General features: G+C 74.4%; 26 protein-coding genes and 1 pseudogene. 14 read left to right on the plus strand and 13 right to left on the minus strand.

All coding sequences use genetic code 11. From position 1 onward, the window contains the following. Positions 1-102: 102 nt before the first annotated feature. Positions 103-516, minus strand: coding sequence for a winged helix-turn-helix transcriptional regulator (locus tag ACFVWU_RS25305; RefSeq protein ID WP_387625067.1), 414 nt, complete (start codon positions 514-516; stop codon positions 103-105). A gap of 80 nt (positions 517-596) precedes the next feature. On the opposite strand from ACFVWU_RS25305, the gene ACFVWU_RS25310 reads away from it, so the two are divergent. Continuing rightward, positions 597-1,415, plus strand: a complete 819-nt coding sequence (locus ACFVWU_RS25310) for an NAD(P)H-binding protein (protein ID WP_387625068.1) — start codon at positions 597-599, stop codon at positions 1,413-1,415. Here the strand turns inward: ACFVWU_RS25310 and ACFVWU_RS25315 are convergent. Further along, positions 1,399-2,340 carry an ADP-ribosylglycohydrolase family protein gene (locus tag ACFVWU_RS25315; protein ID WP_387625069.1) on the minus strand — a complete coding sequence of 314 codons (942 nt, stop codon included), beginning with the start codon at positions 2,338-2,340 and terminating at the stop codon, positions 1,399-1,401. The two genes, ACFVWU_RS25310 and ACFVWU_RS25315, sit on opposite strands and share 17 nt — an antisense overlap. A 105-nt stretch (positions 2,341-2,445) precedes the next feature. Between ACFVWU_RS25315 and ACFVWU_RS25320 the strand changes: the two genes are divergently transcribed. Further along, positions 2,446-2,667 (plus strand): hypothetical protein, encoded by a 222-nt coding sequence (locus tag ACFVWU_RS25320; RefSeq protein ID WP_387625071.1) that lies wholly within the window; start codon positions 2,446-2,448, stop codon positions 2,665-2,667. Positions 2,668-2,762: 95 nt separating this feature from the next. Here ACFVWU_RS25320 and ACFVWU_RS25325 read toward each other — a convergent pair whose 3' ends face one another. From ACFVWU_RS25325 to ACFVWU_RS25335, 3 genes are read right to left on the minus strand one after another with little or no spacing between them, the layout of a single operon-like run. Then, positions 2,763-3,734 carry an NADPH:quinone oxidoreductase family protein gene (locus ACFVWU_RS25325; protein ID WP_387625073.1) on the minus strand — a complete coding sequence of 324 codons (972 nt, stop codon included), beginning with the start codon at positions 3,732-3,734 and terminating at the stop codon, positions 2,763-2,765. Next, entirely contained in the window at positions 3,731-4,516 is a 786-nt protein-coding gene (locus ACFVWU_RS25330) for an SDR family NAD(P)-dependent oxidoreductase (protein ID WP_387625075.1), read from the minus strand. The genes ACFVWU_RS25325 and ACFVWU_RS25330 overlap by 4 nt, the downstream gene beginning before the upstream one ends. Next, positions 4,513-5,271, minus strand: a complete 759-nt coding sequence (locus ACFVWU_RS25335) for an SDR family oxidoreductase (RefSeq protein WP_387625077.1) — start codon at positions 5,269-5,271, stop codon at positions 4,513-4,515. The genes ACFVWU_RS25330 and ACFVWU_RS25335 overlap by 4 nt, the downstream gene beginning before the upstream one ends. Positions 5,272-5,471: 200 nt before the next feature. Between ACFVWU_RS25335 and ACFVWU_RS25340 the strand changes: the two genes are divergently transcribed. Beyond that, complete coding sequence (locus ACFVWU_RS25340; protein WP_387625079.1) at positions 5,472-6,098, plus strand: TetR/AcrR family transcriptional regulator; 627 nt, start codon at positions 5,472-5,474, stop codon at positions 6,096-6,098. A gap of 54 nt (positions 6,099-6,152) precedes the next feature. On the opposite strand, the gene ACFVWU_RS25345 is transcribed toward ACFVWU_RS25340, so the two are convergent. Further along, on the minus strand, positions 6,153-6,785 hold the full coding sequence (locus ACFVWU_RS25345; protein WP_387625081.1) for a LysE family transporter: 633 nt from the start codon (positions 6,783-6,785) through the stop codon (positions 6,153-6,155). A 205-nt stretch (positions 6,786-6,990) separates the two neighbouring features. On the opposite strand from ACFVWU_RS25345, the gene ACFVWU_RS25350 reads away from it, so the two are divergent. Together ACFVWU_RS25350 and ACFVWU_RS25355 are read left to right on the plus strand one after the other, a co-directional pair. Further along, positions 6,991-7,620 (plus strand): maleylpyruvate isomerase N-terminal domain-containing protein, encoded by a 630-nt coding sequence (locus tag ACFVWU_RS25350; protein ID WP_387625083.1) that lies wholly within the window; start codon positions 6,991-6,993, stop codon positions 7,618-7,620. Between the two features lie 79 nt (positions 7,621-7,699). Then, complete coding sequence (locus ACFVWU_RS25355; protein ID WP_387625085.1) at positions 7,700-8,071, plus strand: hypothetical protein; 372 nt, start codon at positions 7,700-7,702, stop codon at positions 8,069-8,071. Between the two features lie 90 nt (positions 8,072-8,161). Here the strand turns inward: ACFVWU_RS25355 and ACFVWU_RS25360 are convergent, their stop codons facing one another. Next, on the minus strand, positions 8,162-9,052 hold the full coding sequence (locus tag ACFVWU_RS25360; RefSeq protein ID WP_387625087.1) for a lysozyme: 891 nt from the start codon (positions 9,050-9,052) through the stop codon (positions 8,162-8,164). Positions 9,053-9,304: 252 nt separating this feature from the next. On the opposite strand from ACFVWU_RS25360, the gene ACFVWU_RS25365 reads away from it, so the two are divergent. The 5 genes and pseudogenes from ACFVWU_RS25365 to ACFVWU_RS25385 all read left to right on the plus strand — a co-directional run bounded on the left by ACFVWU_RS25365 (position 9,305) and on the right by ACFVWU_RS25385 (position 14,856). Further along, positions 9,305-9,862: a GNAT family N-acetyltransferase gene (locus ACFVWU_RS25365; protein ID WP_387625089.1), complete on the plus strand. Its 558-nt coding sequence runs from the start codon at positions 9,305-9,307 to the stop codon at positions 9,860-9,862. 176 nt (positions 9,863-10,038) lie between these two features. Continuing rightward, the gene (locus tag ACFVWU_RS25370) at positions 10,039-11,787 is read left to right on the plus strand and encodes a glycosyltransferase family 2 protein (protein WP_387625091.1); all 1,749 of its coding nucleotides are present in this window, start codon (positions 10,039-10,041) and stop codon (positions 11,785-11,787) included. A gap of 156 nt (positions 11,788-11,943) precedes the next feature. After that, a pseudogene (locus tag ACFVWU_RS25375) lies at positions 11,944-13,071 on the plus strand (acyltransferase family protein); the annotation flags it as partial. Between the two features lie 222 nt (positions 13,072-13,293). Then, complete coding sequence (locus ACFVWU_RS25380) at positions 13,294-14,055, plus strand: SGNH hydrolase domain-containing protein (protein WP_387625142.1); 762 nt, start codon at positions 13,294-13,296, stop codon at positions 14,053-14,055. 75 nt (positions 14,056-14,130) lie between these two features. Next, a complete protein-coding gene (locus ACFVWU_RS25385) occupies positions 14,131-14,856 on the plus strand; it encodes a DUF2625 family protein (protein ID WP_387625093.1) in 726 nt (241 codons plus the stop codon). A 113-nt stretch (positions 14,857-14,969) separates the two neighbouring features. Here the strand turns inward: ACFVWU_RS25385 and ACFVWU_RS25390 are convergent, their stop codons facing one another. Beyond that, positions 14,970-15,596, minus strand: coding sequence for a hypothetical protein (locus ACFVWU_RS25390; RefSeq protein WP_387625095.1), 627 nt, complete (start codon positions 15,594-15,596; stop codon positions 14,970-14,972). A gap of 128 nt (positions 15,597-15,724) precedes the next feature. Here ACFVWU_RS25390 and ACFVWU_RS25395 point away from each other — a divergent pair, with 128 nt between their 5' ends. The 3 genes from ACFVWU_RS25395 (at position 15,725) to ACFVWU_RS25405 (ending at position 17,156) form a co-directional block, all read left to right on the plus strand. Beyond that, on the plus strand, positions 15,725-15,955 hold the full coding sequence (locus tag ACFVWU_RS25395; RefSeq protein WP_387625097.1) for a hypothetical protein: 231 nt from the start codon (positions 15,725-15,727) through the stop codon (positions 15,953-15,955). Between the two features lie 95 nt (positions 15,956-16,050). After that, the gene (locus ACFVWU_RS25400; RefSeq protein ID WP_387625099.1) at positions 16,051-16,545 is read left to right on the plus strand and encodes a hypothetical protein; all 495 of its coding nucleotides are present in this window, start codon (positions 16,051-16,053) and stop codon (positions 16,543-16,545) included. After that, positions 16,542-17,156 (plus strand): class I SAM-dependent methyltransferase, encoded by a 615-nt coding sequence (locus ACFVWU_RS25405; protein ID WP_387625101.1) that lies wholly within the window; start codon positions 16,542-16,544, stop codon positions 17,154-17,156. Before ACFVWU_RS25400 ends, ACFVWU_RS25405 begins: the two co-directional genes overlap by 4 nt. A gap of 227 nt (positions 17,157-17,383) precedes the next feature. On the opposite strand, the gene ACFVWU_RS25410 is transcribed toward ACFVWU_RS25405, so the two are convergent. Beyond that, positions 17,384-17,791: a winged helix-turn-helix transcriptional regulator gene (locus ACFVWU_RS25410; RefSeq protein WP_387625144.1), complete on the minus strand. Its 408-nt coding sequence runs from the start codon at positions 17,789-17,791 to the stop codon at positions 17,384-17,386. Positions 17,792-17,884: 93 nt separating this feature from the next. Here ACFVWU_RS25410 and ACFVWU_RS25415 point away from each other — a divergent pair, with 93 nt between their 5' ends. Continuing rightward, a complete protein-coding gene (locus ACFVWU_RS25415) occupies positions 17,885-18,634 on the plus strand; it encodes an SDR family NAD(P)-dependent oxidoreductase (RefSeq protein WP_387625103.1) in 750 nt (249 codons plus the stop codon). A gap of 281 nt (positions 18,635-18,915) precedes the next feature. On the opposite strand, the gene ACFVWU_RS25420 is transcribed toward ACFVWU_RS25415, so the two are convergent. The 4 genes from ACFVWU_RS25420 to ACFVWU_RS25435 form a co-directional block, all read right to left on the minus strand. After that, entirely contained in the window at positions 18,916-19,974 is a 1,059-nt protein-coding gene (locus ACFVWU_RS25420) for an SDR family oxidoreductase (RefSeq protein ID WP_387625105.1), read from the minus strand. Positions 19,975-20,059: 85 nt separating this feature from the next. After that, positions 20,060-20,650, minus strand: coding sequence for a TetR/AcrR family transcriptional regulator (locus tag ACFVWU_RS25425; protein ID WP_387625107.1), 591 nt, complete (start codon positions 20,648-20,650; stop codon positions 20,060-20,062). 104 nt (positions 20,651-20,754) lie between these two features. After that, the gene (locus tag ACFVWU_RS25430) at positions 20,755-21,381 is read right to left on the minus strand and encodes a histidine phosphatase family protein (protein WP_387625109.1); all 627 of its coding nucleotides are present in this window, start codon (positions 21,379-21,381) and stop codon (positions 20,755-20,757) included. Positions 21,382-21,446: 65 nt separating this feature from the next. After that, positions 21,447-22,355: an oxidoreductase gene (locus ACFVWU_RS25435; protein WP_387625111.1), complete on the minus strand. Its 909-nt coding sequence runs from the start codon at positions 22,353-22,355 to the stop codon at positions 21,447-21,449. Between the last annotated feature and the right edge of the window lie 10 nt (positions 22,356-22,365).

Here is a 22,365-nt window from a genome sequence, read left to right on the forward strand (position 1 = left end):
GCCAATTTGAGCATCGCTCGTCATCGAACTAAGAGAGCCGGGCGGTGCATTCACCTGAACGGGTAGCGCGGAGGATCGGCGTTGACCTCGCCGGTCATGGCACTAGCGGATCTCCGAGCCGGGGTTGGCCTCGTCCCAGGCCGCGCGCGAGTCGACGATCGCGCCGTGGTGGTCGTACGACCAGTCCACCATCGCCCGCACCAGGTGGGTCAGGCTGTGCCCGAGCGGCGTCAGCTCGTACTCCACCTGCGGGGGAACCGTCGGGTGGACGGTCCGCGACACCAGGCCGTCGCGCTCCAGCCGGCGCACCGTCAGGGTCAACATCCGTTGGGAGATGCCGGTCAGCGCCCGCTGCAGCTCACGGAACCGCCGTACGCCCTGGGAGAGTTCGACCACGGCCAGCACCGACCACTTGTCGCCCAGCCGGCTCAGCAGGTCGCGGATCCCGCAGTCCACGCCGTCCTCGCACCACAGGACGGGACGAGGGGTGGTTACCGCGGTGTGCCCTACTGACATGGAAGTGCCTCCTTACGCCGGACGCCCAGGCTATCGAGGATGGTCGCGTCGCCAACGGCCGATCATCCCTGGAGGGAACCATGCTGCTCGTCACCGGTGTCAACGGAGGTCTCGGCGCCCTCGTGCTGGAGAAGCTCGGCGCACGCGAGGGCGTCGTCGCGGGGAGCCGGACGCCCGAGCGGGCGCCGGCCGAAGTGCCCGCCCGGCTGGTGGACTTCGACCGGCCGGAGACCCTGGCGGAGGCCTTCGCCGGGGTGACGACCCTGCTGCTGATCTCGGCCGGCGCCGCCGAGGACGACGTGGTGATCGCCCGGCACGGCGCGGCGATCGAGGCGGCGGAGCAGGCGGGCGTCGAGCACGTCGTCTACACCAGCCTCTCCGGCGACGGCGACCACCTGCCCTACGCCCTCGCGCACCGCTGGACCGAGCGGCGGCTGCGCGAATCCACCACGCTGCGCTGGACGGTGCTGCGCAACGGGCTCTACGCGGAACTGCTGGCCGCGATCGCCGCGCCCGGCCCGGACGGGGTGATCACCGCGCCGCTCGGCGCCGGACGGCTGGCGGCGGTGGCCCGGGCGGACCTCGCCGAGGCGGCGGCCAACGTCGCGCTGCAGCCGGCCGCGCACGCGGGCAAGGTGTACGAGCTGGTGGGGGAGCGGGCGGTGGGCGGTGCGGAGGTGGCCGAGGTGCTCGGCGCGGAGTACCGCCCGGGCGCGCTGGGGGCGGCCCGAACGGCGGTGGCGGCCTTGGGCGCGCCGGACCTCCAGGTGCCGATGGTGGTGGGCACCTACTCCGCGATCGCCCACGGCTTCCTGGCCGGGCCGGGCGCACCGGGCGACCTGGCGGCCCTGCTCGGCCGCCCGCCCCGCCCGGCCCTGGAGGTCATCGCGGGGCGCTGACCTCGTCGGCTGCCTGCGCGACCCAGTCCGGCAGCGGCTCGCGGCAGGCCAGCCAGACCTGCGGCACCCGCGCCAGTCCGGTGCGGGCCGCGACCACGCCGCCGGTGATGGCGCAGGTGGTGTCCACGTCGCCCAGGCCCTCGGCGGTGGTCCACAGCGCGTCGGTCAGGCTGCCCAGATGGTGCGCGGCGGACCACAGGGCGAAGGGGACGGTGTCGCTCGCCGTGATCCGCTGTCCGTTGCCGAGGAGGTCGGCCGCCCGCCAGGGCTCGGTGTCCGCGGGCAGCCCGGCGGCGCCGCGCAGCCCGTCGCGGACGGCGCCGGCGGGGGTGCGGTCGGCCACCGCTGTCAGCAGCTCGGCGCCGGCGGGCGCGGGCCCGGTGCGGCCGCGGGCGGCGAGCGCCGCCGCCAGGGCGACCGCGACCGCCCCGGCCACGCCCTCGGGGTGGGCGTGGGTCACCTCGGCGGACAGCGCCGCCTGGTCCGCCGCCTCGTCGAGGTCCGCGGAGAACCAGGCACCCAGCGGTGCCACCCGCATGGCCGCGCCGTTGCCGAGACTGCCCTGACCGTCGAACAGCTCGCGCGCCCGGGTGCGCCAACTCCCGGGCTGCTCGGCCAGCTCGGGCAACAGCAGGTGCATGCCGTACCCGTAGCCGCGGCCCGGGTCGGCCAGGTAGGTGGCCCCGAAGGCCTTGGCGAGGCGCTCCTGGTGCACCGCGTCGAAGGCGGTGAGGACCCCGTACACCGACAGCGCCATCGCGGTGTCGTCGGTCCAGTGCCAGGGTCCTTCCTGCGGCGTGCGCCGGGCCCGGATCTGGTCGAACGCCTCCCGGGGCGTCCGGAAGAGGGGGAACCAGCGCTCCCCGAATCCGTCCCCGAGGGCCAGGCCCTCCAATGAGTCGCGAGCGGCGGAAAACGATGTCATCCCGGCATCCTGGCAGGCGCCGGTTCCTTCCCGCACCCGGATTCCCGGCGGCGTGGGGCGCCGGACCGACCGTCAGGGCGGCTGCGCGGAGCGCCGGGTGGCCGGGTGTCGATGCGGGCGTGGGCGGCAGGCCAGTGGAGCGGGAGCCGTGGAGGTCTCCCACGGCTCCCTGCGGGGGACGCCGACCCGGCCGAGTGGACCGCCATCCTCGACCGCGACCGGCTCGACCCCGACGCCGACCCGCTGGAGCGGGCCGAGCGCGCCCTGTTGCGGACCGTCCTGCCGGAACCGGCCCGGGAGGACGGGTCCGCCCGCCGCAACGCCTGAAGCCGCTACTCCCTGGCCCGCTACTCCCCGGCCTGCTACTCCCTGGCCCGCTACGTTCCGGTCCGCTACGTTCCGGTCCGCTACTGCCCGGCCCGCTACTCCCCGAGGACGGCGATCCGGCCGGTGCTCAGTCCGGAGGCCACCCGCTGGACGGCGTCCGCGGCGCCGGCCAGCGGCACCCGGGCACTGATCAGCGGCCGGACCACGCCCTGCTCGGCGAGCTTGGTCAGCTCGTCGTGGGCGGCGCGGACCGCGCGCGGGTCTTGGGTGTTGTAGAGGCCCCAGTGCAGGCCCAGGATCGAGTAGTTCTTCACCAGGGCGTGGTTGAGCGCCGGCGCCGGGATCTGTCCGGCGGCGAAGCCGACCACCACGATCCGGCCCTCGAAGGCGACGCACTTGGCGGAGCCGGTGTAGGCGTCGCCGCCGACCGGGTCGAAGACCACGTCCGCACCGCGCCCGCCGGTGGCCTGTTTGACGGCGGCGACGAAGTCCTCGGCCGTCCGGTCCACCGCCAGGTCGGCGCCCAGCGAACGCGCCGTCTCCGCCTTGGCCGCGCCGCCGACCACGGCGATCACCCGCGCCCCGGCGGCCCGGCCCAGCTGCACCGCCGCGCTGCCGACCCCGCCGGCCGCCGCGTGCACCAGCAGGGTCTCGCCGACCCGCAGCCGGGCCCGGCGGTGCAGGGCGAACCAGGCGGTCTGGTAGCCGATGTGCAGCGCCGCCGCCTCCGCGTCGTCCAGCGCCTCGGGGGCCGGGAACGCGGCCGCGGCGTCCAGCAGCGCGTACTCGGCGAAGGCTCCGTGCGGCAGCACCGGGTTGCCGATCACCCGCTCGCCCCGCCGGGCGCCGTCCGCGACCTCGCCGCACAGCTCCACGCCGGGCGTGAACGGCAGCGGAGGGCGGACCTGGTAGTGCCCGCGCACCATCAGGGCGTCCGGGAAGTTCACCGCAGCCGCCCTGACCCGGACCAGCAACTGGCCCGGGCCGGCCACCGGCCGCGGCACGTCCTCGGCGAGCCGCATCACCGCGGCCGGCTCGCCGAGCTCACCCACCTGCCAGGCCCTCACAGCGCGTCACCCTCCTCCAGGCCCCGCTGGAGCCGGTTCATCCCGGCGATCCAGCGCTCCGGTTCGCTCGCCCGGACGCGGTAGTACTCGGCGACCTCCGGGTGCGGCAGGATCAGGAAGCGGTCGTGGCGCAGCGCGTCCAGCACCTCCGCGGCGACGTCCTCCGGGTCCAGCGCCGTCGGGGCGAGCAGTGCCTCGCCGACCGGGCCGGTCGAGGCCAGCATGTCGGTGCGCACGCCCTGCGGGCAGAGCGCGTGCACCCGGATGCCCCGGTGGCGGTAGGTGGCGGAGAGCCATTCGGCGAAGGCGAGCGCGCCGTGCTTGCTGACCGCGTACGGGGCCGAGCCGAGCATGGTGAGCAGCCCGGCGGCGGAGACGGTGGCCAGGAAGCGGCCGTTTCCGCGCTCCAGCCAGCGGGGGAGCAGCAGTTCGGCGGCCCGCACGTGCGCCATCACGTTGACCTCCCAGGCGCTGGCCCAGGCCGCGGCGGGGGCGTCGGCGCCGCCGACCGGGGCGACGCCGGCGTTGGCGCACCACAGGTCGATCTCGCCGAGCTCGGTGCGGGCCCGGTCGACCAGGGTGGCCAGGCCGGTGGCGGAGGCGGCGTCGCCGGGCAGGGCGGTGCCGCCGCACTCCTCGGCGACCTTGCGGGCGGCCCCGGCGTCCAGGTCGTTGACCACGACCCGGGCGCCGGCCCCGGCGAAGGCCTTGGCCAGGGCGGCGCCGATGCCCCGGCCGGCGCCGGTCACCACCACGCCCTGGCCCGTCAGGTCCTCTGTCACATGCCACCGCCGAGGGTGACGCCGCCGTCCACCACGAGGGTCTCGCCGGTGATCCAGCCGGCGTCGGAGGAGAGCAGGAAGGCGACCGCGCCCGCGACGTCCGCGGGGACGCCGAGCCGGCCCAGCGGGTAGGCCCTGGAGACCTCCTCCTCGCGGCCCTCGTACAGCGCCTCGGCGAACTTGGTCTTGACCACGGCGGGGGCGACGGCGTTGACCCGGACGCCCTGCGGGCCCAGCTCGGCGCCGAGTTCGACGGTGAGCCGGATCAGGGCGGCCTTGCTGACGCCGTACACGCCGATCCCGGGCGAGGACCGGATGCCGGCGATCGAGGCGACGTTGACGACCGCGCCGCCGTGTTCGCCCATCCACGCGGCGTGCGCCCGGCGGATCCAGGCCAGCGGGCCGAGCACGTTGACGGCCATGATCTTGGCGGCGGCCGCGTCGTCGGTCTCCAGCATCGGCCCGTAGACCGGGTTGATGCCGGTGTTGTTGACCAGGTGGTCGAGCCGGCCGAAGGCCTCCAGGGTGCGGGCGATGGCCTCCTCCTGGTGGGCCGGGTCGTCGGCCTTGCCCGCGACGGCGATCGCGTTGTCCGGGCCGCCCAGGTCGCGGACGGCCTCGGCGAGCGGCTCCGGGTTGCGGGCGGTGAGGCAGACCTTGGCGCCGCGGTCGACCAGCTCGCGCGCGATGCCGAGGCCTATGCCGCGGCTCGATCCGGTGACGACGGCCACCTGGCCCTTGAAGGAGTGCACCACGGAGGGTCCTGCCTTTCGCGCGAGGATCCTGCATGCCGGATCCTGAGGGACGGTCGCTGACTAAGCGCTTGCTCAGCATGGTGTCGGTGCGGGAACCTGTCAACAGTCGGCGGGCGCCACAGCCCGCCGGTCGTCCGGCCCGACGGTCCGCAGAGCGGTCGGCGGGAATGCCTGTACGAGTCTTCTGGGAGGATGGCGCCATGACCAGAACGCCCATCGCCGACCTCTGGCCGACCCTGCCCGGCGCCGACACCCGCCCCGAGGCGGCGTACCGGCTGCTCCAGGCGGCCGTCGAGTCGTTCGCGGAGCGCGGCTTCCACGCCACCACCACCCGGGACATCGCCACCGCGGCCGGGATGAGCCCGGCCGCGCTGTACATCCACTACCAGTCCAAGGCCGCGCTGCTCGCCGAGATCAGCCAGGCCGGGCACGCCGCCACGCTGGCCCTGGTCCGGGCGGCGGCGGCCGGGGACGGCGGCCCGGCCGAGCGGATGCGGCGCCTGGTCGAGGAGTTCACCGTCTGGCACGCCAGGGCCCGGACGGTCGGCCGGGTGGTCAACTACGAGCTGCACGCGCTGCCCGAGGACGCCTACGCGGTGGTCGCGGCGCTGCGGCTGGACATCGAGCGCGAGGTCAGCACGCTGATCGAGGCGGGCGTGACGGCGGGCGAGTTCGAGGTCTCGGAGGTGCGCACGGCGGCCCGTGCGGTCACCTCGCTGGGCATCGACGTCTCCCGCTGGTACACCGAGCGCTCCAGCGAGACGCCGGAGGAACTCGGGCGCCGCTACGGCGAGTTGGTGCTGCGGATGCTCGGCGCCCGGCTCTGACCGGCCCGCCGGGAGGGCTTGCGGGGAGGACCCTCAGGGCTGAGCGCCGCGGGCTCACGCCGCGCCGATCAGCAGGCGGACGGCGAGCCAGCCGACCAGGGCGGCCGAGCCGAGGGCGGTGAGCAGGCGGCCGCGGGGGCCGGTGAGCGCCCGGCCGAGCAGCGCGCCGCCGGAGGCGAGCAGCAGCTGCCAGCTGGCGGAGGCCGCGAAGGCGGCGGCGGTGAACACCGCCCGGGCGAGCGGGCCCGAGACGGCGCCGTCCCGGCCCCCGCTACCCAGGACGAGGGCGGCGAAGTAGAGCACGGTCAGCGGATTGAGCAGGGTGATCCCGAGCAGGCTGAGGTAGGCGCGGAGCGGGCCGGGTGGCGCCTCGGCCGCGAGCGTGGCGGTCGTCCGGCGGCTGCGCAGGGTGGTGGCGGCGGTGCGGGCGGCGAGCGCGAGCAGCACCAGGGCCGAGGCGAGTCGCAGTGGCCGGGCGACCGGTTCGAGCAGCGGCGCCAGGCCGGTGCCGCCGACGGCCGCGAGCAACGCGTACAGCCCGTCCGCGGTGGCCACGCCGAGCGCGGCGCAGGCGCCGGTGCGCAGCGAGCTGCGCGCGGTGAGCGAGACCAGGTAGGCCCCGACGGCCCCCACCGGTACGGCCACGCCGTACCCGGCGAGCAGCCCCGCGACCAGCGCGGCGCTCACGCGTGGGCGCGGTCGGGCCTCCGGGGACGGCCGGGCTGCTGCTGGACCGGGGCCGAGCGTACGGCGGCGGTCACGGGCAGCGGGCGGGCGGGGGTGTCGGTCATGTGCCGATCGTGGCGGCCGGAACACCGGGGCGACAAGTGGTTTTCCGCGGCCGCAGGGTAGCGTGGGGAACTCCGGTGACCACGTGTGCGAAGGAGATCCGATGGCAAGTCAGAATGACTCCGTGCGCGCCATGTTGGCGCAGGCCTGGGCCTCCTGGGCCGAGCGCGGCGAGACCCTCGCGGCGGAGGAGTGGGACCGGCCCACCCGGCTGCCCCACTGGACCGTCCGGGAGCTGTACGCGCACGTGGCGCCGGTGCCGGAGATGTTCACCGGGCTGCGGGTGGCGGTGCTGGACGGGCCGGCCGAGGTGACGAGCGGGGCTGGCATCCTGCGGGCGTTCAACCGACCGGGCGGGATCGCCCACACCGCCGCCGGGCAGGTCGCCGACATGGCCAAGCAGGCGGCCGAGGCGGCCGAACCGGCCGTGCTGATCGCCCGGTTCGGCGTCGAGGGCCCGGCCGCCCTGGCCGGACTCGCCGACCTTCCGCCCAGCACGGTGGTGGCGCACCCGCTGCTCGGCAGTGCCACGGTGGGGGCGCTGGGCGAGGTGGCGCTGATGGAGGCGACCGTCCACCTGCTCGACCTGATCGCGGCGGTCGGCGGTCCGGCGCCCGCCGAAGGGGCCCTGAACTTCACCCGCGACCTGTTGGCCGAGGTCGCCGATCCGGTGGCCTTCATCGAGGCGGCGGCGGGCCGCAGTGCGGGGCCGGTGCTGCCGGTGATCCGCTGATCCGGCCATCCCTTCTGTGTCGTTCTCGCTGGTCAGTCGTATGATCTGCACCAGGAAACGGCAGCAGTGGGGGGCGTGAGTGGACTCGTTGTGGAACCTGTGGTGGCTGGTGCCCGCCGTGCTCTACGGCGGCGGGTCGGTCGCCGGCCGGGTGCGCAAGGGGCTGAAGGTCCGTCACAACCGCAAGCTCGAACTGCTCGACGCCCAGCACCGCCAGCGCCTCGCGCTGGAGGAGGCCAGCCGCCCGCCCGAGCCGGTCTGCGGCTGCACCCACCACCTGGCCAAGCACGACAAGCAGGGCCGCTGCCACGAGGTGGTCGAGACGCCCACCGCCTGGGACGCCGACCGCCGGCCGGTGCGCTACGAGCCGGGGCAGTGCAACTGCCAGCAGTACGTGGGACCGGAGCCGCTGGGCACGGTGTTCGCCCCGGAGCTGGTCGACCCGCGCTGATCGACCCACGCCGACCGGCTCGTGCTGACCGGCTCATGCTGAACGGGAAGCGGCCGCCGCGCCCACGGGTGCGGCGGCCGCTCGTTCGCGTCAGCCGAGCGCGAGCGCGCTCAGCCGATCGGAGGCGCCGTTGAACAGGTCCTGGTCGCCGGGGAAGGTGCCGGAGTCGGCGAACTGCCAGAAGGTCTGGTAGCTCCAGCCGTTCGGCAGGGTGCCGACGGTCGAGGAGTAACGGGCGATCCACAGCGGGTTGGTGGCGCCGAAGCCGCCGTAGTTGCCGGTGCAGCTCGACCACCAGTTGGTCGTGGTGTAGATGGTCGGGTAGCGGCCGGTGCGGTAGTGGACGGTGTTGCTGAAGTCCTGGATCCAGCTGACCATGCCGCTCTGGCTGAGGCCGTAGCAGGTGGCGCCGTAGGGGTTGTACTCGATGTCCAGCGCGGGCGGCAGGGTCTGGCCGTCGGCGGACCAGCCGCCGCCGTGGTCGACGAACCAGTTGGCCTGGGCGGAGCCGGAGGAGTTGCCCGGCAGCGCGAAGTGGTAGGCGCCGCGGATCAGGCCGGAATTGTAGGAGCCGTTGTACTGCTGGGCGAAGGACGGGTTGGTGTAGCTGGTGCCCTCGGTGGCCTTGACGTAGGCGAACTGGGCGCCGTTGGCGGCCGCCGACGACCAGTCGACGTTGCCCTGGTAGCTGGCGACGTCCAGCCCCGGGGTCTGGGTGACGGCGAGCGAGGCGAGGGGGGCGGTGCCGGAGCGGCCCTCGTGGGCGGCGACGGTGGAGCCGGCGAAGTCGCGGTCGGGGTGGAAGGCCGTACGGCCCTCGGGGGCAGGGGCAAGAGGGGCGGGATCGGCCGCGTACGCGGGCGCGGCGGCGCCGGCGACCAGGGCGGTCGCGGCGGCGAGCGCGGCCACTAGGGGCAGCCGGCGGCGAGCAGCGGATCTGGTGGTACCGGTGGGGCGGACGGAGCGGGAAGAGCGGGGCATGGACACTCCTCTGGTTCCGGTGCGACGGCCCGCGGCGCTGTGGCCCAACGGGCCCGGTACGGCCGGTGGTTGGCCCGGCCGGGGAGCAGGGTAGCCATGTACCCGCCAGTGGCGCCAGGTGTCCGGCGCCACTCCCTGAACCCGCGTCACGCGGCGCCGGACGCCATCGCCCGGCGAGGGTGCCCGGTCCTCGCGGTGCGGGTGCTGTGGCACCATGCCCGGACGTCGACTTTTCCGAGGAGAGGAACCGCCATGTCCGAGATCGCCGCCGGGCCCGCCGGGGAGCCCGTCTTCCGCGTCGCGACCGTCGCCGACGTCCCGGCGCTGGTCGAGCTGGTCGAGTCCGCCTACCGCGGCGAGGCCAGCAAGGCCGGCTGGACCACCGAGGCGGACCTGCTGGACGGGCGGCGCACCGACCCCGCCAGTGTCACCGAGGCCGTCGAGGACCCTGAGGGCGTGGTGCTGCTGGTCGAGCGCGACGGCGAGCTGGTCGCCTGCTGCCAGCTCGAGCGGCGTGCGGACCGCGCCTACTTCGGCATGTTCTCGGTGCGCCCCACCCTGCAGGGCGGCGGGATCGGCCGGGTGGTGCTGGCCGAGGCGGAGCGGGTGGCCCGGGAGGAGTGGAGCGTGGCGCTGCTGGAGATGAAGGTGGTCGAGCAGCGCGCGGAGCTGATCGCCTGGTACGAGCGGCGCGGATTCCGTCGCACCGGCGTCTACAGTCCGTTCCCGTACGGGGACGAGCGCTTCGGCATCCCGCGCCGACCGGATCTGCGGTTCGAGCAGCTGACCAAGGAGCTGAAGGCGGTGTGAGGAGGGGCTGATTCGTTGATCGTTTGATGGGCGGAAATCCGACTGACGCATCGTCAACTCGCTGAGCTGGGGCGATGTGGAGATGTCATACCTCGTTCACGATTGGTCCAGACCAATGTGAGAGGCTGGGGGCGAACGGCAAGGTTCCGTCCGATGCCCAGGGGGGCCGCTTCCGCATGCCCGCACTCCATGGCACCGCCATGCCCGCACCCGACACCGGTCCGCGCCGGACGCTCGCGGACCCCGACCTCCGCCTGCCCGGCCCACCCGACGACGAGGAGCTCCACTGGTACTTCGGCCCGCAGCGCCGCTGGGTGCCGCTCTGCGCCACCCTCTCCTACGCGGGAGCCACCGCCACGCTCGGCCTGTTCGCGCTCAGCAAGCCACCGCTCTGGCCGTTCCTGGTACTCACCGTGCTCAACGCCGTCACCTGGCTGCTCTCACTCACCGACGGCCAGCGCGCCCGCCGCTACACCCGCGACTCGCACGACCTGCTGCTGCGCGCCTGGAACCCCGCCCGCCACCCCGGCGTCGACCTGCTGCTGCCCACCGCCGGCGAGCCGCTGGCCGTCCTGGACAACGCCTACCGCCACGCCGCCGCCGTCCACTGGCCCGGCGAGCTGACCGTCCTGGTCCTCGACGACGCCGACCGCCCCGAGGTGCGCGAACTCGCCGAATCCCACGGTTTCCAGTACCGCGCCCGCCCCGACCGGGGTCGGTTCAAGAAGGCCGGCAACCTCAACCACGGCCTGGCCGAGGGCACCGGCGAGATCGTCGCCGTCCTCGACGCCGACTTCTGCCCCCGCCCCGACTTCCTGCACCACCTGGTGCCCTACCTCGACAACCCCGAGGTCGGCATCGTGCAGAGCCCGCAGTGCTTCGACACCGACGCCGACATGTCCTGGCTCGAACGCGCGGCAGGGGCCACCCAGGAGATCTTCTACCGCTGGATCCAGCCCTCCCGGGACGCCCGGGACGGTACCGTCTGCTGCGGCACCAACGCCCTCTACCGCCGCGCCGCCCTGGAACGGGTCGGCGGCTTCGCCGAGATCGACCACAGCGAGGACCTCTACACCGGCCTCTCGCTCGCCGGCGCCGGGTGGACCACCCGGTACGTGCCCGCCCTCGTCGCCAAGGGCATGTCGCCCACCGGCCTGCCCGCCTTCATCAGCCAGCAGTACCGCTGGTGCCTCGGCTCCCTCGCCCTCGTCGGTGACCCCGACTTCCGGCGCGGACGGGCGCTGTCCCGCTCGGCCCGGCTCTGCTTCTGGAACGGCATCCTCGGCTACGTCACGAGCGCCGTGAACGTGTTCGCCGTGCCGCTGCCCGCGCTGATCATGCTGTTCTTCGCCCCGGCGGAGATCCGGCCCTGGCAGGTGCTGCCCTTCCTGCCGCCGATCTGGGTCGCGCTCGTGCTGCTGCCCGCGATGTCCCGCACCCGCTGGCGGTTCGAGGTCACCCGGGTCCAACTCCTCGGGGGGCTCTGCCACGTGGTCGCCGTCGGGCACGCGCTGCGCCGCCGCTCCGCCGAGTGGGTGCCCACCGGCGCCGTCACCGGCGGGACCTCGCTGGCCCGTACCGTCGCCCGGCTCGGGGTCGGCTGGCTCGGCTTCGTCGTCCTCGCGGGCGTCGCCGGGCTGGTGCGGGCCGTGCTGGAACACGGCTGGCGGCCGTACTGGGGGCTCGGCGGGCTGCTGGCGCTCACCGCGTACACCGTGATTCCGCTGGTCCGGTCGTTGTGGCCACTGCTCGGCGGGGGCAAGGGGGCCACGGTCGGGGAGGTCGCGCCGCCGGTGCGGCGGCGCTCCGACCTCGGGTTCGGGTCCGACCTCGGGTTCGGGTGGGCCGAGGCCGTCGCCGTCACCGCCGTGCTGCTGCTGTGCGGGGTGCTGGCCTCCGGCTGGGCCGATCCGCTGATCTTCTGACCCGCTGATCTTCTGACCCGCAGTTCCGAGCTGCTCCGAGCTCTTTCCTGAGCCGTTTCCTTGCGCGTCGCCCCACCGGCGCGGACTCCGCCGCTCGGCCGCCCCATCGGCCCGGCGGGCCCGACCACCGCTGCCAGCCCTGCAAGGAGCACCGTCGTGCCAACGGCCGTACCACCTCCGTCGTCCACCTCCGCCGCTTCTTCCACTTCATCCGCCGAACCGCTGCCCGGAGTCGCCCGGGTCGACCGGCCGCTCGCCGTCCCCGGTCGCTCCGCCGTCGAGGCCACCCGCCGACGCACCGCCTTCCGCCCCGACATCGAGGGGCTGCGCGGCATCGCCGTGCTCTCCGTCCTCGCCTACCACGCCGCCGTCCCCGGACTGACCGGCGGCTACGTCGGCGTCGACGTCTTCTTCGTCATCTCCGGCTTCCTCATCACCGGCCTGCTGCTCGGCCGCCCGCTCGGCCCGTGGGACTTCGCCGCCCGCCGCGCCCGGCGCATCCTGCCCGCCGCCGCCACCGTGCTGGTCGCCACCGCCGTCGCCGGCGGCGCACTGCTCGACCCGCTGCGCGGCACCGACCTCGCCCGCGACCTGATCGCCGCCGCCGGGCAGTTCGCCAACTGGCGCTTCGTCGGCCAGCAGACCGACTAGCTCGCCGCCGAACGCGACCCCAGCCCGCTCCAGCACTTCTGGTCGCTGGGTGTGGAGAACCAGTTCTACCTGCTCTGGGGGGTGCTGCTGCTCGGCCTCGCCCGGTACCTGCACGGGCGCCGGCGCCTGGCCGCCGTCACGGTCGTGACCGTGGCCGTCGGCGGGGTCTCACTGGCGCTGTGCCTGCGCTGGACGGCGACCTCGGCGCCACTCGCCTACTTCTCCACCGGCAGCCGACTCTGGGAGTTCGCGGCGGGGGCGTGCGCGGCCCTGCCGGGCGGCGCACTGGCCACGCGTACGCCGGGTCGATCCCTGGTGTGGGCGCTGCGGCTGCTCCGGTGGGCGGGCCTGGCGGCGGTCCTCGCGCCGATCGTCCTGTACGACCGCACCACGCCCTTCCCCGGCGCCGCCGCGCTGCTGCCCGTGCTCGGGACCGCCGCCGTCCTGCTCGCGGGCCCGACCGACCGCGCGGCCGGGGGACTGCTCGGCAGCCGTCCGCTGCGCGCCGCCGGACGCCTCTCGTACGCCTGGTACCTCTGGCACTGGCCGGTGCTGACCATCGCCCAGGCCCGGTACGGCGCGCTGCCCTGGACCACCCTGGTCGCGCTCACCGCCGCCAGTGCCCTGCCCGCCTGGCTCACCCTGCGGCTGGTCGAACAGCCGCTGCGATACGGCAGCAGCCCGGCACCCCGGCGCGGCCTCGCGGTCGGCGCCAGTGCCCTGGTCATCCCGCTGATCGCCGCCCTCACCCTCGGCGGCGGCACGGTACGCGCCCTCGGCGGCACCAACGCCGCCCCGGCCGCCGCACCCGCCGGGGCCGCCGACGGGCTCACCCTGCTCGCCCCCGGCACCCGGGTGCTCAGCCTCACCCCCTCGCCGGCCCGCGCCCGCGAGGACTTCCCGCCCGGCAAGGGCTGCGAGATCCCGCTCAACGCCGACCGCAGCCCGCGCTGCCTGTTCGGCGCCGAGGACAGCCCCGACCGGATCGTGCTGCTCGGCGACTCGCACGCCGGACAGTGGATCTCCGCCGCCCTGAGGATGGCCGAGCAGCGGCACTGGGCCCTGGAGGTCCTGGTCAAGCCCGGCTGCCCGCTCGCCACCCTCACCGTGCGCAACGACGTGCTCGGCCGCACCTTCGCCGAGTGCGACCGCTGGCGCGAGAACACCCTCACCCGCCTCACCTCCGGCCCCAGGCCCCGGCTGGTGCTGATGGCCGGTCTCAACCGCTACGGCAGTCGGGAGGAACGCACCGCCGGCTGGACCCGCACCCTCGACCGGCTCACCGCGCTCGGCGCCCCCCTCGCCTACCTCGGCGACACCCCGATGCCCGGCAAGGACGTCCCCACCTGCCTCGCGGCCTCCGACGGCCGCTCCGACGCCTGCTTCTTCCCGCGCGACACCGCCTTCGAGCCCGACCCGCTGCTCGACGGCGGCCTCGCGGCCCGCTACGGCGTCCGGACGCTGGACCTCGGTCCGCTGCTCTGCCCGGGCAGCGGTCCCAGCTGCCCGGCCGTCCTGGAGGGCGTGGTGCTCTACCGGGACAGCGGGCACATCACGGACACCCTCGCGCGGGTGCTGGCGCCACGGCTGGACAAGGCGCTGCTGGGCGCGCCGTGATGCCCCGGGCTGCCGGGGTGTGGGCCCCGGCAGCCCGGTCGTCGCAGTCCGGTGGAGCGGTGCGATCATCCTCGGATGCGAGAGATCGACGAGTTGGCCGATGTGGACGATCCGGCCTGGCCCCAGCTCCAGGAGATGCTCACGGCGGGCCCCGTGCCCGCGCAGGTGATGCGAGCCGACCGCGACGAGGGCCGTCGGTGTCTCCTGCAGTTGCAGGTCACCGCGCGATCGGTGCTCGGTGCTCTCGTGCTGAACACCGGCGGGTTGCTGCTGGACGACGGGTGGGTGCGAGTCCTCGGCGGGGGTTCGGCCGTTGGCGGGGGTCTGCCGAGCCTGGGGCAGGTCAACGGGTTTCCCCCGGCCTTCGATCCCGCCTGGCATCCCGCCGCCGGCCTCGTCGTCGGCCACGACGCCCTGGGCGGGGTGTTCGCGCTGAACGGCCATGATCCCGCGGCTGCGGGCCGCCCGGGATTGCCAGGGCAGATGACCTACTTCGCCCCCGACACGCTCGCGTGGGAGGCGATGGACATGGGCCACTCCATGTGGGTCTCCTGGCTGCTCTCGGGCCGGCTGGAGACGTTCTACGACGGGCTGCGCTGGCCAGACTGGCGGGAGGAGACCGCCGCTCTGGCCCCCACGCAGGGGATCACCGTCTTTCCGTTCCCATGGTCCGAGGAGGCCCACGCGGATCTCGCCGCGACGAGTCGACGGGCGGCGCCGATGCGCGAGGTCCTCGGGATCGCCGCTGACTTCGCCAGGCAGCTGGGGCCGTCCGACCCCGGGTTCCTCGGCGAGGTGTGAGGCCACCTCGGGTTCAGCGACAGGAGCCGACTCGTTCCGGAGAGCCCGGCCGGCCCGGCGGCCGGGTCCGGCCGCCGGGGTCGCGGGTGTTCAGCCGTAGATGTCGCGGGCGCTCAGCCGTAGATGCTGTGGCAGAGGCGCGCCTGTTGGGAGCCGGCGGGCCAGCGGCCGACGCGTTCGGCCTGGTCGCAGATGCCGCCCGGGCCCAAGGCGGGGATCGAACCGCCCGGGGGCGGTGGGGCGGCGTGGGCGGACGGGCTGGGGCGCGGGGTGCGGCCGGGCTTGGGGCGGGGGCCGGCCGTGGCGTGCTGGGCGTCGGCCGGCTCCGGCTCGGGCGGGGCGGCCGTCACGACCGGGGCGGCCGCCTGGGACGTCGGCTCGCCCGTGCCGCCCAGCTGGGCGATCGTGGGGGCGGGCGACGGCAGCGGGGAGGGCGAGGGCGTCGCGGCCGACGGCGAGACCGGCGGCAGGCCCGTCGGGGCGGCCGTGGAGGGGGAGGCGTCCGGCACGGCCACCACGCGGACGTCGTCGCCCGAGCCCGGGCCGCACATCACCAGAACGGCCGCCAGCAGCGTGAGCGTCCCGCCCGCCGCGACCGCCCACACCTTCCGGGAGCGCCGCGGCGGCGCCTCCGGAGCGGGGGCGACGGGCGCTCCCGGCGGGGGAGGGGAGGGGACGGGAGGCGGCTGCCAGGCGTTCGGCGGCCACTGCCACTGCTCTCGGGTGGGCTGCCCAGTCATGTCTTCGTCCTTCCAGCGCTCCCCCCGCCGTACCTTTCCGTGCTCAACGAGCGCGCCGACGCCGGGACATGACCCGGAAGAGGGGTCTGAAGGGGCGCTGATTGCCGCCGCGCCACATGCTGGGGGTCATGGAGACCAACAGCACGACCGCGCCCCTGGTCGAGGTGGCCGACTTCCGGACCGACAGCCGCTACCGCCTCGTCCACTTCGAGGGCCACGGCTGGGAGCCGCTCGGCCCCGAGGAATTCGAACCCCGCATCCACCAGCTCTTCCCCGGGCTCGACCCGCACGACCCGGTCAAGGTGCACTGGGCCGACCGCCCCTGGGAATGGCCGACCTGGCATCCCGGCGAGGCGTAGGACGCGTGCTGCGGGTCTTCGGCGGGTCCGCCAGGACCCACCGGACGCGGCCTGAGCCACTGATCACCGAGCCGCCCGTTCGCTACGCTGTCCGGGTGAGCGTGGATCACTTCTGGCGCCGCCTGCCGGGGCAAGCTGTGGACACCTGTTCGCCGGAGGAACTCGGCGAGCTGGTGCCTCGGTACCGCGACGTCCGGTACGACCGGCTGGCCGCCGCCGGACTCGCCCTCGGCGTCCGGCAGACGGCCGTCCTCATGGAGCTCGCCCTCACCGAGAACGGCCTGCACCCCGACCCCGCCGCCCGGCTGCCGGTCTACGGCGGGGGGCGTCGGGAGGCCGGTGGCGAGATGCCGGTACTGAGCCCCGAGCAGGTCGCGACCGCCTTCCTGTTCCTGCGGGACTCGGCGCTCGGTGAACTCGTGCGCCAGCAGGACACGGTGCTCGCCCGCACGGTCGCGCGGCTCGACTACCCGACGCCCTGGTCCGAGTCCTGGGCGGCCAAGGTGGTCAACGACCTGCGCGAACTACGGGACTTCTTCGCGAGCGCGGCGGCAGCCGGCGACGCGGTGGCCGTCCGGGAGGCGGAATGAGCGCAGCGGACCGGCCGGCGGGCACGGCCGGGTACGGCGAGGCAGCGGAGCAACTCGCCGTCCAGTACGAGAGCGTGAGCTTCACCGAGGTGCACCGTTCGTTGCTGCACCTCTATCCGGCGGCGCCCGCCGCCGTCCTCGACATCGGCGCGGGCACCGGCCGCGATGCGGCCGCCCTCGCCACCCTCGGCCACCGGGTGGTCGCGGCCGAGCCGACGCCCGAACTGCGGGCCGTGGGGGAGCGGTTGCACGCGGCGTCGGGAGTGCGGTGGGTGGCGGACTCGCTGCCTTCGCTCCCGCTGCTCACCGCCGAGGGCTCGCGCTTCGACCTCGTGCTGCTCACGGCCGTGTGGATGCACCTCACCCCGGCCGAATGCCCGCCCGCGATGGAAGCCCTGGCCCGGCTGCTGGCCCCCGGCGGCCGCCTCGCCCTCACCCTCCGCCACGGCCCGGTCCCGCCCGGCCGCCGCATGTTCGATCTCCCGCCCGAGCACACCGTCGCCCTCGCCGACGCGCGCGGTCTGCACCTGCTGCACCGGGGCGAGCGCCCGGACCTGCACGGGCGCGGTGGCGTGCACTGGACGGAGCTGGTCTTCGAGCGGGGGCGGTAGCCCCTCAACCGTCCGGTACGGAGCTCCAGTGGCTTCGGCGACGTAGGCCAACAGGTCGCTGTCGCAGAGGAGTTCCTCGGGCCGACTCCGAGGGCCGACTCCGAACGAGGGCGTCCACGACGAGGTGCGTGCCCGGCGTCGCCCGGCAGGCGGGGGTTTGAAGACAGGCCCATGGGCAGCTGGCGCCGCCGCGGGACTCCGTCGAACCGCCCCATGGGATGGGCCTGTTACCCGTGCGGTGACGCCTTCTGGCTGTCGTAGTGCTCCTGGGCGGCGAGGAGCTCGTCTCCGTGTCTGCCGAACCACTGGATGAGTTCGGTCAGCGGCCCGGCCAGGCCGGCACCGAGTTCCGTCAGGCTGTAGGTGACCTGGGGCGGGTTGGTGGGCGCGACCTCGCGGCCGACGAGCCCGGCCCGGGCCAGTGCCTTGAGGTTCTGCGACAGCATCTTCTGGCTGATGCCACCGACTCGTTGGTGCAGCTGCGCGAAGCGGTGCGGGCCGGCGATGAGGGCCGAGATGATCAGCGTCGCCCAGCGGCTCGTCGTCTGGTCCATGATCGGCCTGAGCGCGCACTTGTTGTCGAAGGTGTCGTGGGCCAGGAGCCGGTTGGCCGTCGCGACCTGCTGAGGTTCCATCACGTCAGGAGCTTACAAAAAAGTAGGTACTTCCCACTAGTAATGGGCTTTCCTACGGTGACTTCCGCAAGTACCAACGTTCGAGGAGTCACTGTGAGCAGCAGCAACGCACGTACGGCGATCGTCACGGGTGCGTCGAAGGGCCTGGGCGCGGGGATCGCCAAGGCACTGGCCGGGACCGGCGCAGCCGTCGTGGTGAACTACCGGGAGGATGCGAAGGGCGCCGAGCGGGTCGTCGCGGGCATCACCGCCAAGGGCGGCCGGGCGGTAGCGGTCCAGGCGGACGTGGCCCGCGGCGACGACGTGCGCCGGCTGTTCGATCGGGCGCGCGAGGAGTACGGACCGGTCGACGTGCTCGTGAACAACGCGGCCGTCGTCGCCTTCGCGCCGCTGTCGGGCATCACCGAAGAGGAGTTCCAGCGCGAGATGACCACGAACCTGCTGGGCACGATCCTCACGACGCAGGCCCTGGCCGCGCAGGACGACATCGGCGCCGCGTCGATCATCAACGTCTCGACGGCCGGCACGCTCACCCACCCGCCGTACGCCTCGCTCTACGTCGCCTCCAAGAGCGCGGTCAACGCGTTCACCATCGTCGCGGCCAAGGAACTGGGCCCGCGCGGCATCCGGGTCAACGCGATCATGCCCGGACCGTCGGACACCGAGGGCACCAGGGCCATGGGATTCCCCGGCTCGGCCCAGGAAGTGCAGGCGATCGCCGACACCCCACTGGGGCGAACGGGCACCCCGGACGACTACGGCCCGCTGGTGGCCTTCCTGGCCTCCGACGACGCGCGCTGGATCACCGGGGACGTCATCCTCGCGTCCGGAGGCATGCGCTGACGCTCCGTCCGTCCGGCGGCGGGCTCCGCCGCCTGACTGCGGTCGGCGGGCCCGTGCCGCCTGATCGGTGATCGTCCGCAGGACGTACGTGCGGCCGCCGCGGCGTGGCTCGCGCATCTCGAGACGCGCCCCAGGGCCCGCGGGTGCGGCAGCGGCCCTGTGCCGGGCGCAGCCGACCGGCTCCGGCGGCTGTGCCCGGTGCCGGGCTGCCGGTGGTGATGCGGTGGGTTCAGCGGAGGCGGCGGCACGGGAAGTCGGGATCGCCGACTTCCCGTGCGGCTTCAGCCGTCGCCGAAGGCCTCGGCGACGAGCCGGGTGGACCAGCGCTGGAGGGCGGGGACGACGAGTGGATGGGCGAGGCCGGCCGCGGTGGCCAGACGGTCGGCGGAGGAGGTGTCGTAGCGGTCCTCAGAGAGAAAGGTGAGGGTCTCCGGGTCGGCGCCCGTGAGGAAGCGTGGGAGGCGGCGGACGAGGGGGACGGGGATCAGGCCGCGGGGTGGGCGGACGCCGAGGTGGGTGGCGAGGAGGGTGATCAGGTCCGGGAGATACGGGGTGGTGGGGTCCAGGACGGTGTGGGCCGCGACGGGGTCGCGGTCGTAGCCGGGGACGGCGGCGAGGAACCGGGCGAGGTGGTCGACGGTGACGACGGGCAGGAAGGTGCGCCGGGTGCCGGGCAGCAGGGGGAGGCGGCCGCGGTGGAGTTGGCGCACCAGCTGGGCGAGGCCGAGGTACTGGCCCGCTTCGCCGGTCGCTGAGTGGCCGATGACGCTGCTCGGGTTGACGGTGGTGAGGGGGACGCCGAGCTCGGGCGCGGTGACGCGGACAGCGGCGTCGCCGAGTTGTTTGGATGCCTCGTACGCGCCGAGGTGGGTGTAGAGGGCGGCGGTGGCGCCGGGGTCGAGCGGGTACCTGGGGTGGGGGTCGCGGCCGACCCGGTAGCCGGAGAGGTGGACCAGGCGCCGCAGCCGGGGCCGGGTCGCGGACCAGCGCAGTGTGTGCAGTGCGCCGCGGACGTTCGTGGGTTCGGCCTCGGCGCGGGTGAGGCCGAACTGGTAGTGGGCGGCGAGGTTGTGGACGTCGCGGACCTCGGTGAGACGGGCGTCGTCCTCCGGGGACAGGCCGAGGCCGGGATAGGTGAGGTCGGCGGTGACGGTGGTCAGTGCGGTGGTGTCGGCGCCGTGCTCGCGCAGCCACGCGCGCAGGGCGGTGTCGCGTCCGGTGTCGCGGATGGCGGCGGCCACGGCCCCGCCTTGGCCGAGGAGTTCGAGGAGCAGCCAGCGACCGAGGAAGCCGGTGGCACCCAGGACGAGGGTGCGCGGAGGTGGAGGGGTGGGCGGCATCGACGCTCTCTATCTGTAGACCGGTCTGCATATTTTTTGGATATGGGCATGGGCAAGCCGCTGCCGAACGGCGGCATGCCCGAACCTACGGACGGCGGGACTTCTCCGCGCCGATGAGGTGGAGGACGGCGTGCCGGGCGTCGTCCAGCGGCTCGCGACTGCGCCTGACCGACGCCAGCAGGACCGCGCCCTCCATCAGGGCCAGTGCCTGGCCGGCGGCGGTCGAGGCCTCGGCCGGTCGGAAACCCCCGGCCGCCAACTGCTCGGCCAGGATGTGCTGCCAGCTCTCGTACACCTGGGCGCAGACGGCGCGCAGTGGCTCATTGGTGCCGGCGACTTCGAGGGCGACGGTCGCGATCGGGCAGCCCTTGGTGTAGTCGGAGCGCGCCAGGCGCTCGGCGAACACTTCGGTCAGGCGCTGGGTGAGCGCGGCGGCGTCGGCTCCCTCGGCGGCCAGTGTCGTCAGCAGGTCCGCGACCTCCTGGCCGGCCTGGACGAGCGCGGCGGCGACCAACTGGTCCTTGCCGCCGGGGAAGTGGAAGTAGAGCGAGCCGCGTGGTGCGCCGGTGGCGGCCAGGACCTGGTTGAGGCCCGTGCCGAAGTATCCCTGCTCCTCGATCAGCTCCCGGGTGCCGGCGATCAGCCGGGCCCGGGTCTCCTCGCCCTTGGCTCCCATGGCGGAGACTGTAGACCGGTCTGCATATTTTTGTCGACCCTCCCTTCCGGGCTCGGGGCCCGGACCTCGGGCCCTCAGATCTCAGGCGCACAGATCTCGGGGCCTCAGATCCGCAGCTCCGGCGGGAAGCCCGTCCAGCGAAGCTCCTCCGGCAGGTGGGCCTGGTCGTTGAGCAGGAGCACCGAGGAGGGTCGGCCGGGGGCGAAGCGGAGGACGGTGAGGGCGGCGTTGGCCGCGTTGAGGCCGAGCCAGCGCCAGGCGGGGGCGTCGAGGGTGTGGCGGACGAGCCAGCCGATCAGGAAGGCGTGGGTGACGACCAGTTCGTGCCGGTCCTGTGCCCCCTCGACCGGGCCGGTGAACCGGGCGGCGGCCCGGAGAGCCAGGGCCCGGCCGTGCGCGGCCTCCTCGGCCGTGGTGTCGGCGAGGAAGCGCAGCAGGAACTCGGCACTGTCCTCGGGTAGTTCACTGCGCGGGGGCAGGTGCGGGACGTAGTCATCGGCCTCCGCGCAGGCCGACACCGCCACCCCGCCGCCCAGTTGCTCGCCGATCAGCCGTGCGGTCTGCGCGGCCCGGGGCAGTGGGCCGTGGTGCACCGCCGTGAGCGGCCGGTCGGCGAGCCGGCGGCCGAGGAGGACGGCCTGGCGGCGGCCGGCGGCGGTGAGGCCGCTGCCGTCCGGGGCTGCTTCGCCGTGGCGGGCGAGGTAGAGGTAGCGGGTGGCGGTGTCGGGCATGCTGCGGGCTCCTCGAAGACGGGTGATGTGACGGAGCGACGCAGCCGGTCCGGCGATGGTTCCGGTCAGCCGGCGTGGGCCTGATCCAGCAGGGCCAGTTCCTCCGCCGTCAGCTGGACGGCGCCAGCGGCGATGTTGTCCTCCAGATGGGCCACGTCGCCGGTGCCGGGGATGGCGAGGACGTGCGGGCCGCGGTGCAGCGTCCAGGCGAGGCGGACCTGCGCGGTGCTGATGCCGCGGGCCAGGGCCACCTCCTGGACCTGGGCGGGTTCGGTCTCGCCGGCGCCGCCCTCCCGTCCGGTGCCGGCGATGGCGTAGAAGGGGACGAAGGCGATGCCCTGGTCGCCGCAGAGTCGCAGCAGCGCGTCCTGTTCGGCCGAGGCGCCGATGCCGTACGGGTTCTGGACGCAGACCACGGGGGCGATCGCCTGGGCCTCGGCGAGCTGGTGCGGGTGGACGTTGGACAGGCCGAGGTGGCGGATCAGCCCGGCCTGGCGCAACTCGGCGAGCGTGCCGAAGCGTTCGGCGACCGAGTCGGTGCCGAGGATGCGCAGGTTGACCAGGTCGAGGTGGTCCCGGCCGAGTTGGCGCAGGTTCTGCTCGACCTGGGCGCGCAGCCGCTCGGGGGTGCGGGCGTGCTCGGTCCACTCGCCGTCGATGCCGCGGGCGGGGCCGACCTTGGTGGCGATCACGAGGTCGTCGGAGTAGGGCGCGAGCGCCCGGTTGATCAGCTCGTTGGCGGAGCGCAACGGGGAGAAGTAGAAGGCGGCGGTGTCGATGTGGTTGACGCCCAGCTCGACCGCGCGGCGCAGCACCCGCAGGGCCTGCTCGCGGTCGCGCGGCGCCGCGTCGGGCATGAGCGCGGGGCCGGTCTGCGGCAGGCGCATCGAGCCGAAGCCGATCCGGTGGACGACGCGGTCGCCGAGGGTCCAGGTGCCGGAGGCGGTGGCGGTCACGGTGGTGTCGGAAGTCATGTCAGTCATG

It is taken from the genome of Kitasatospora sp. NPDC058190, assembly GCF_042883685.1.
GTDB lineage: Bacteria > Actinomycetota > Actinomycetes > Streptomycetales > Streptomycetaceae > Kitasatospora.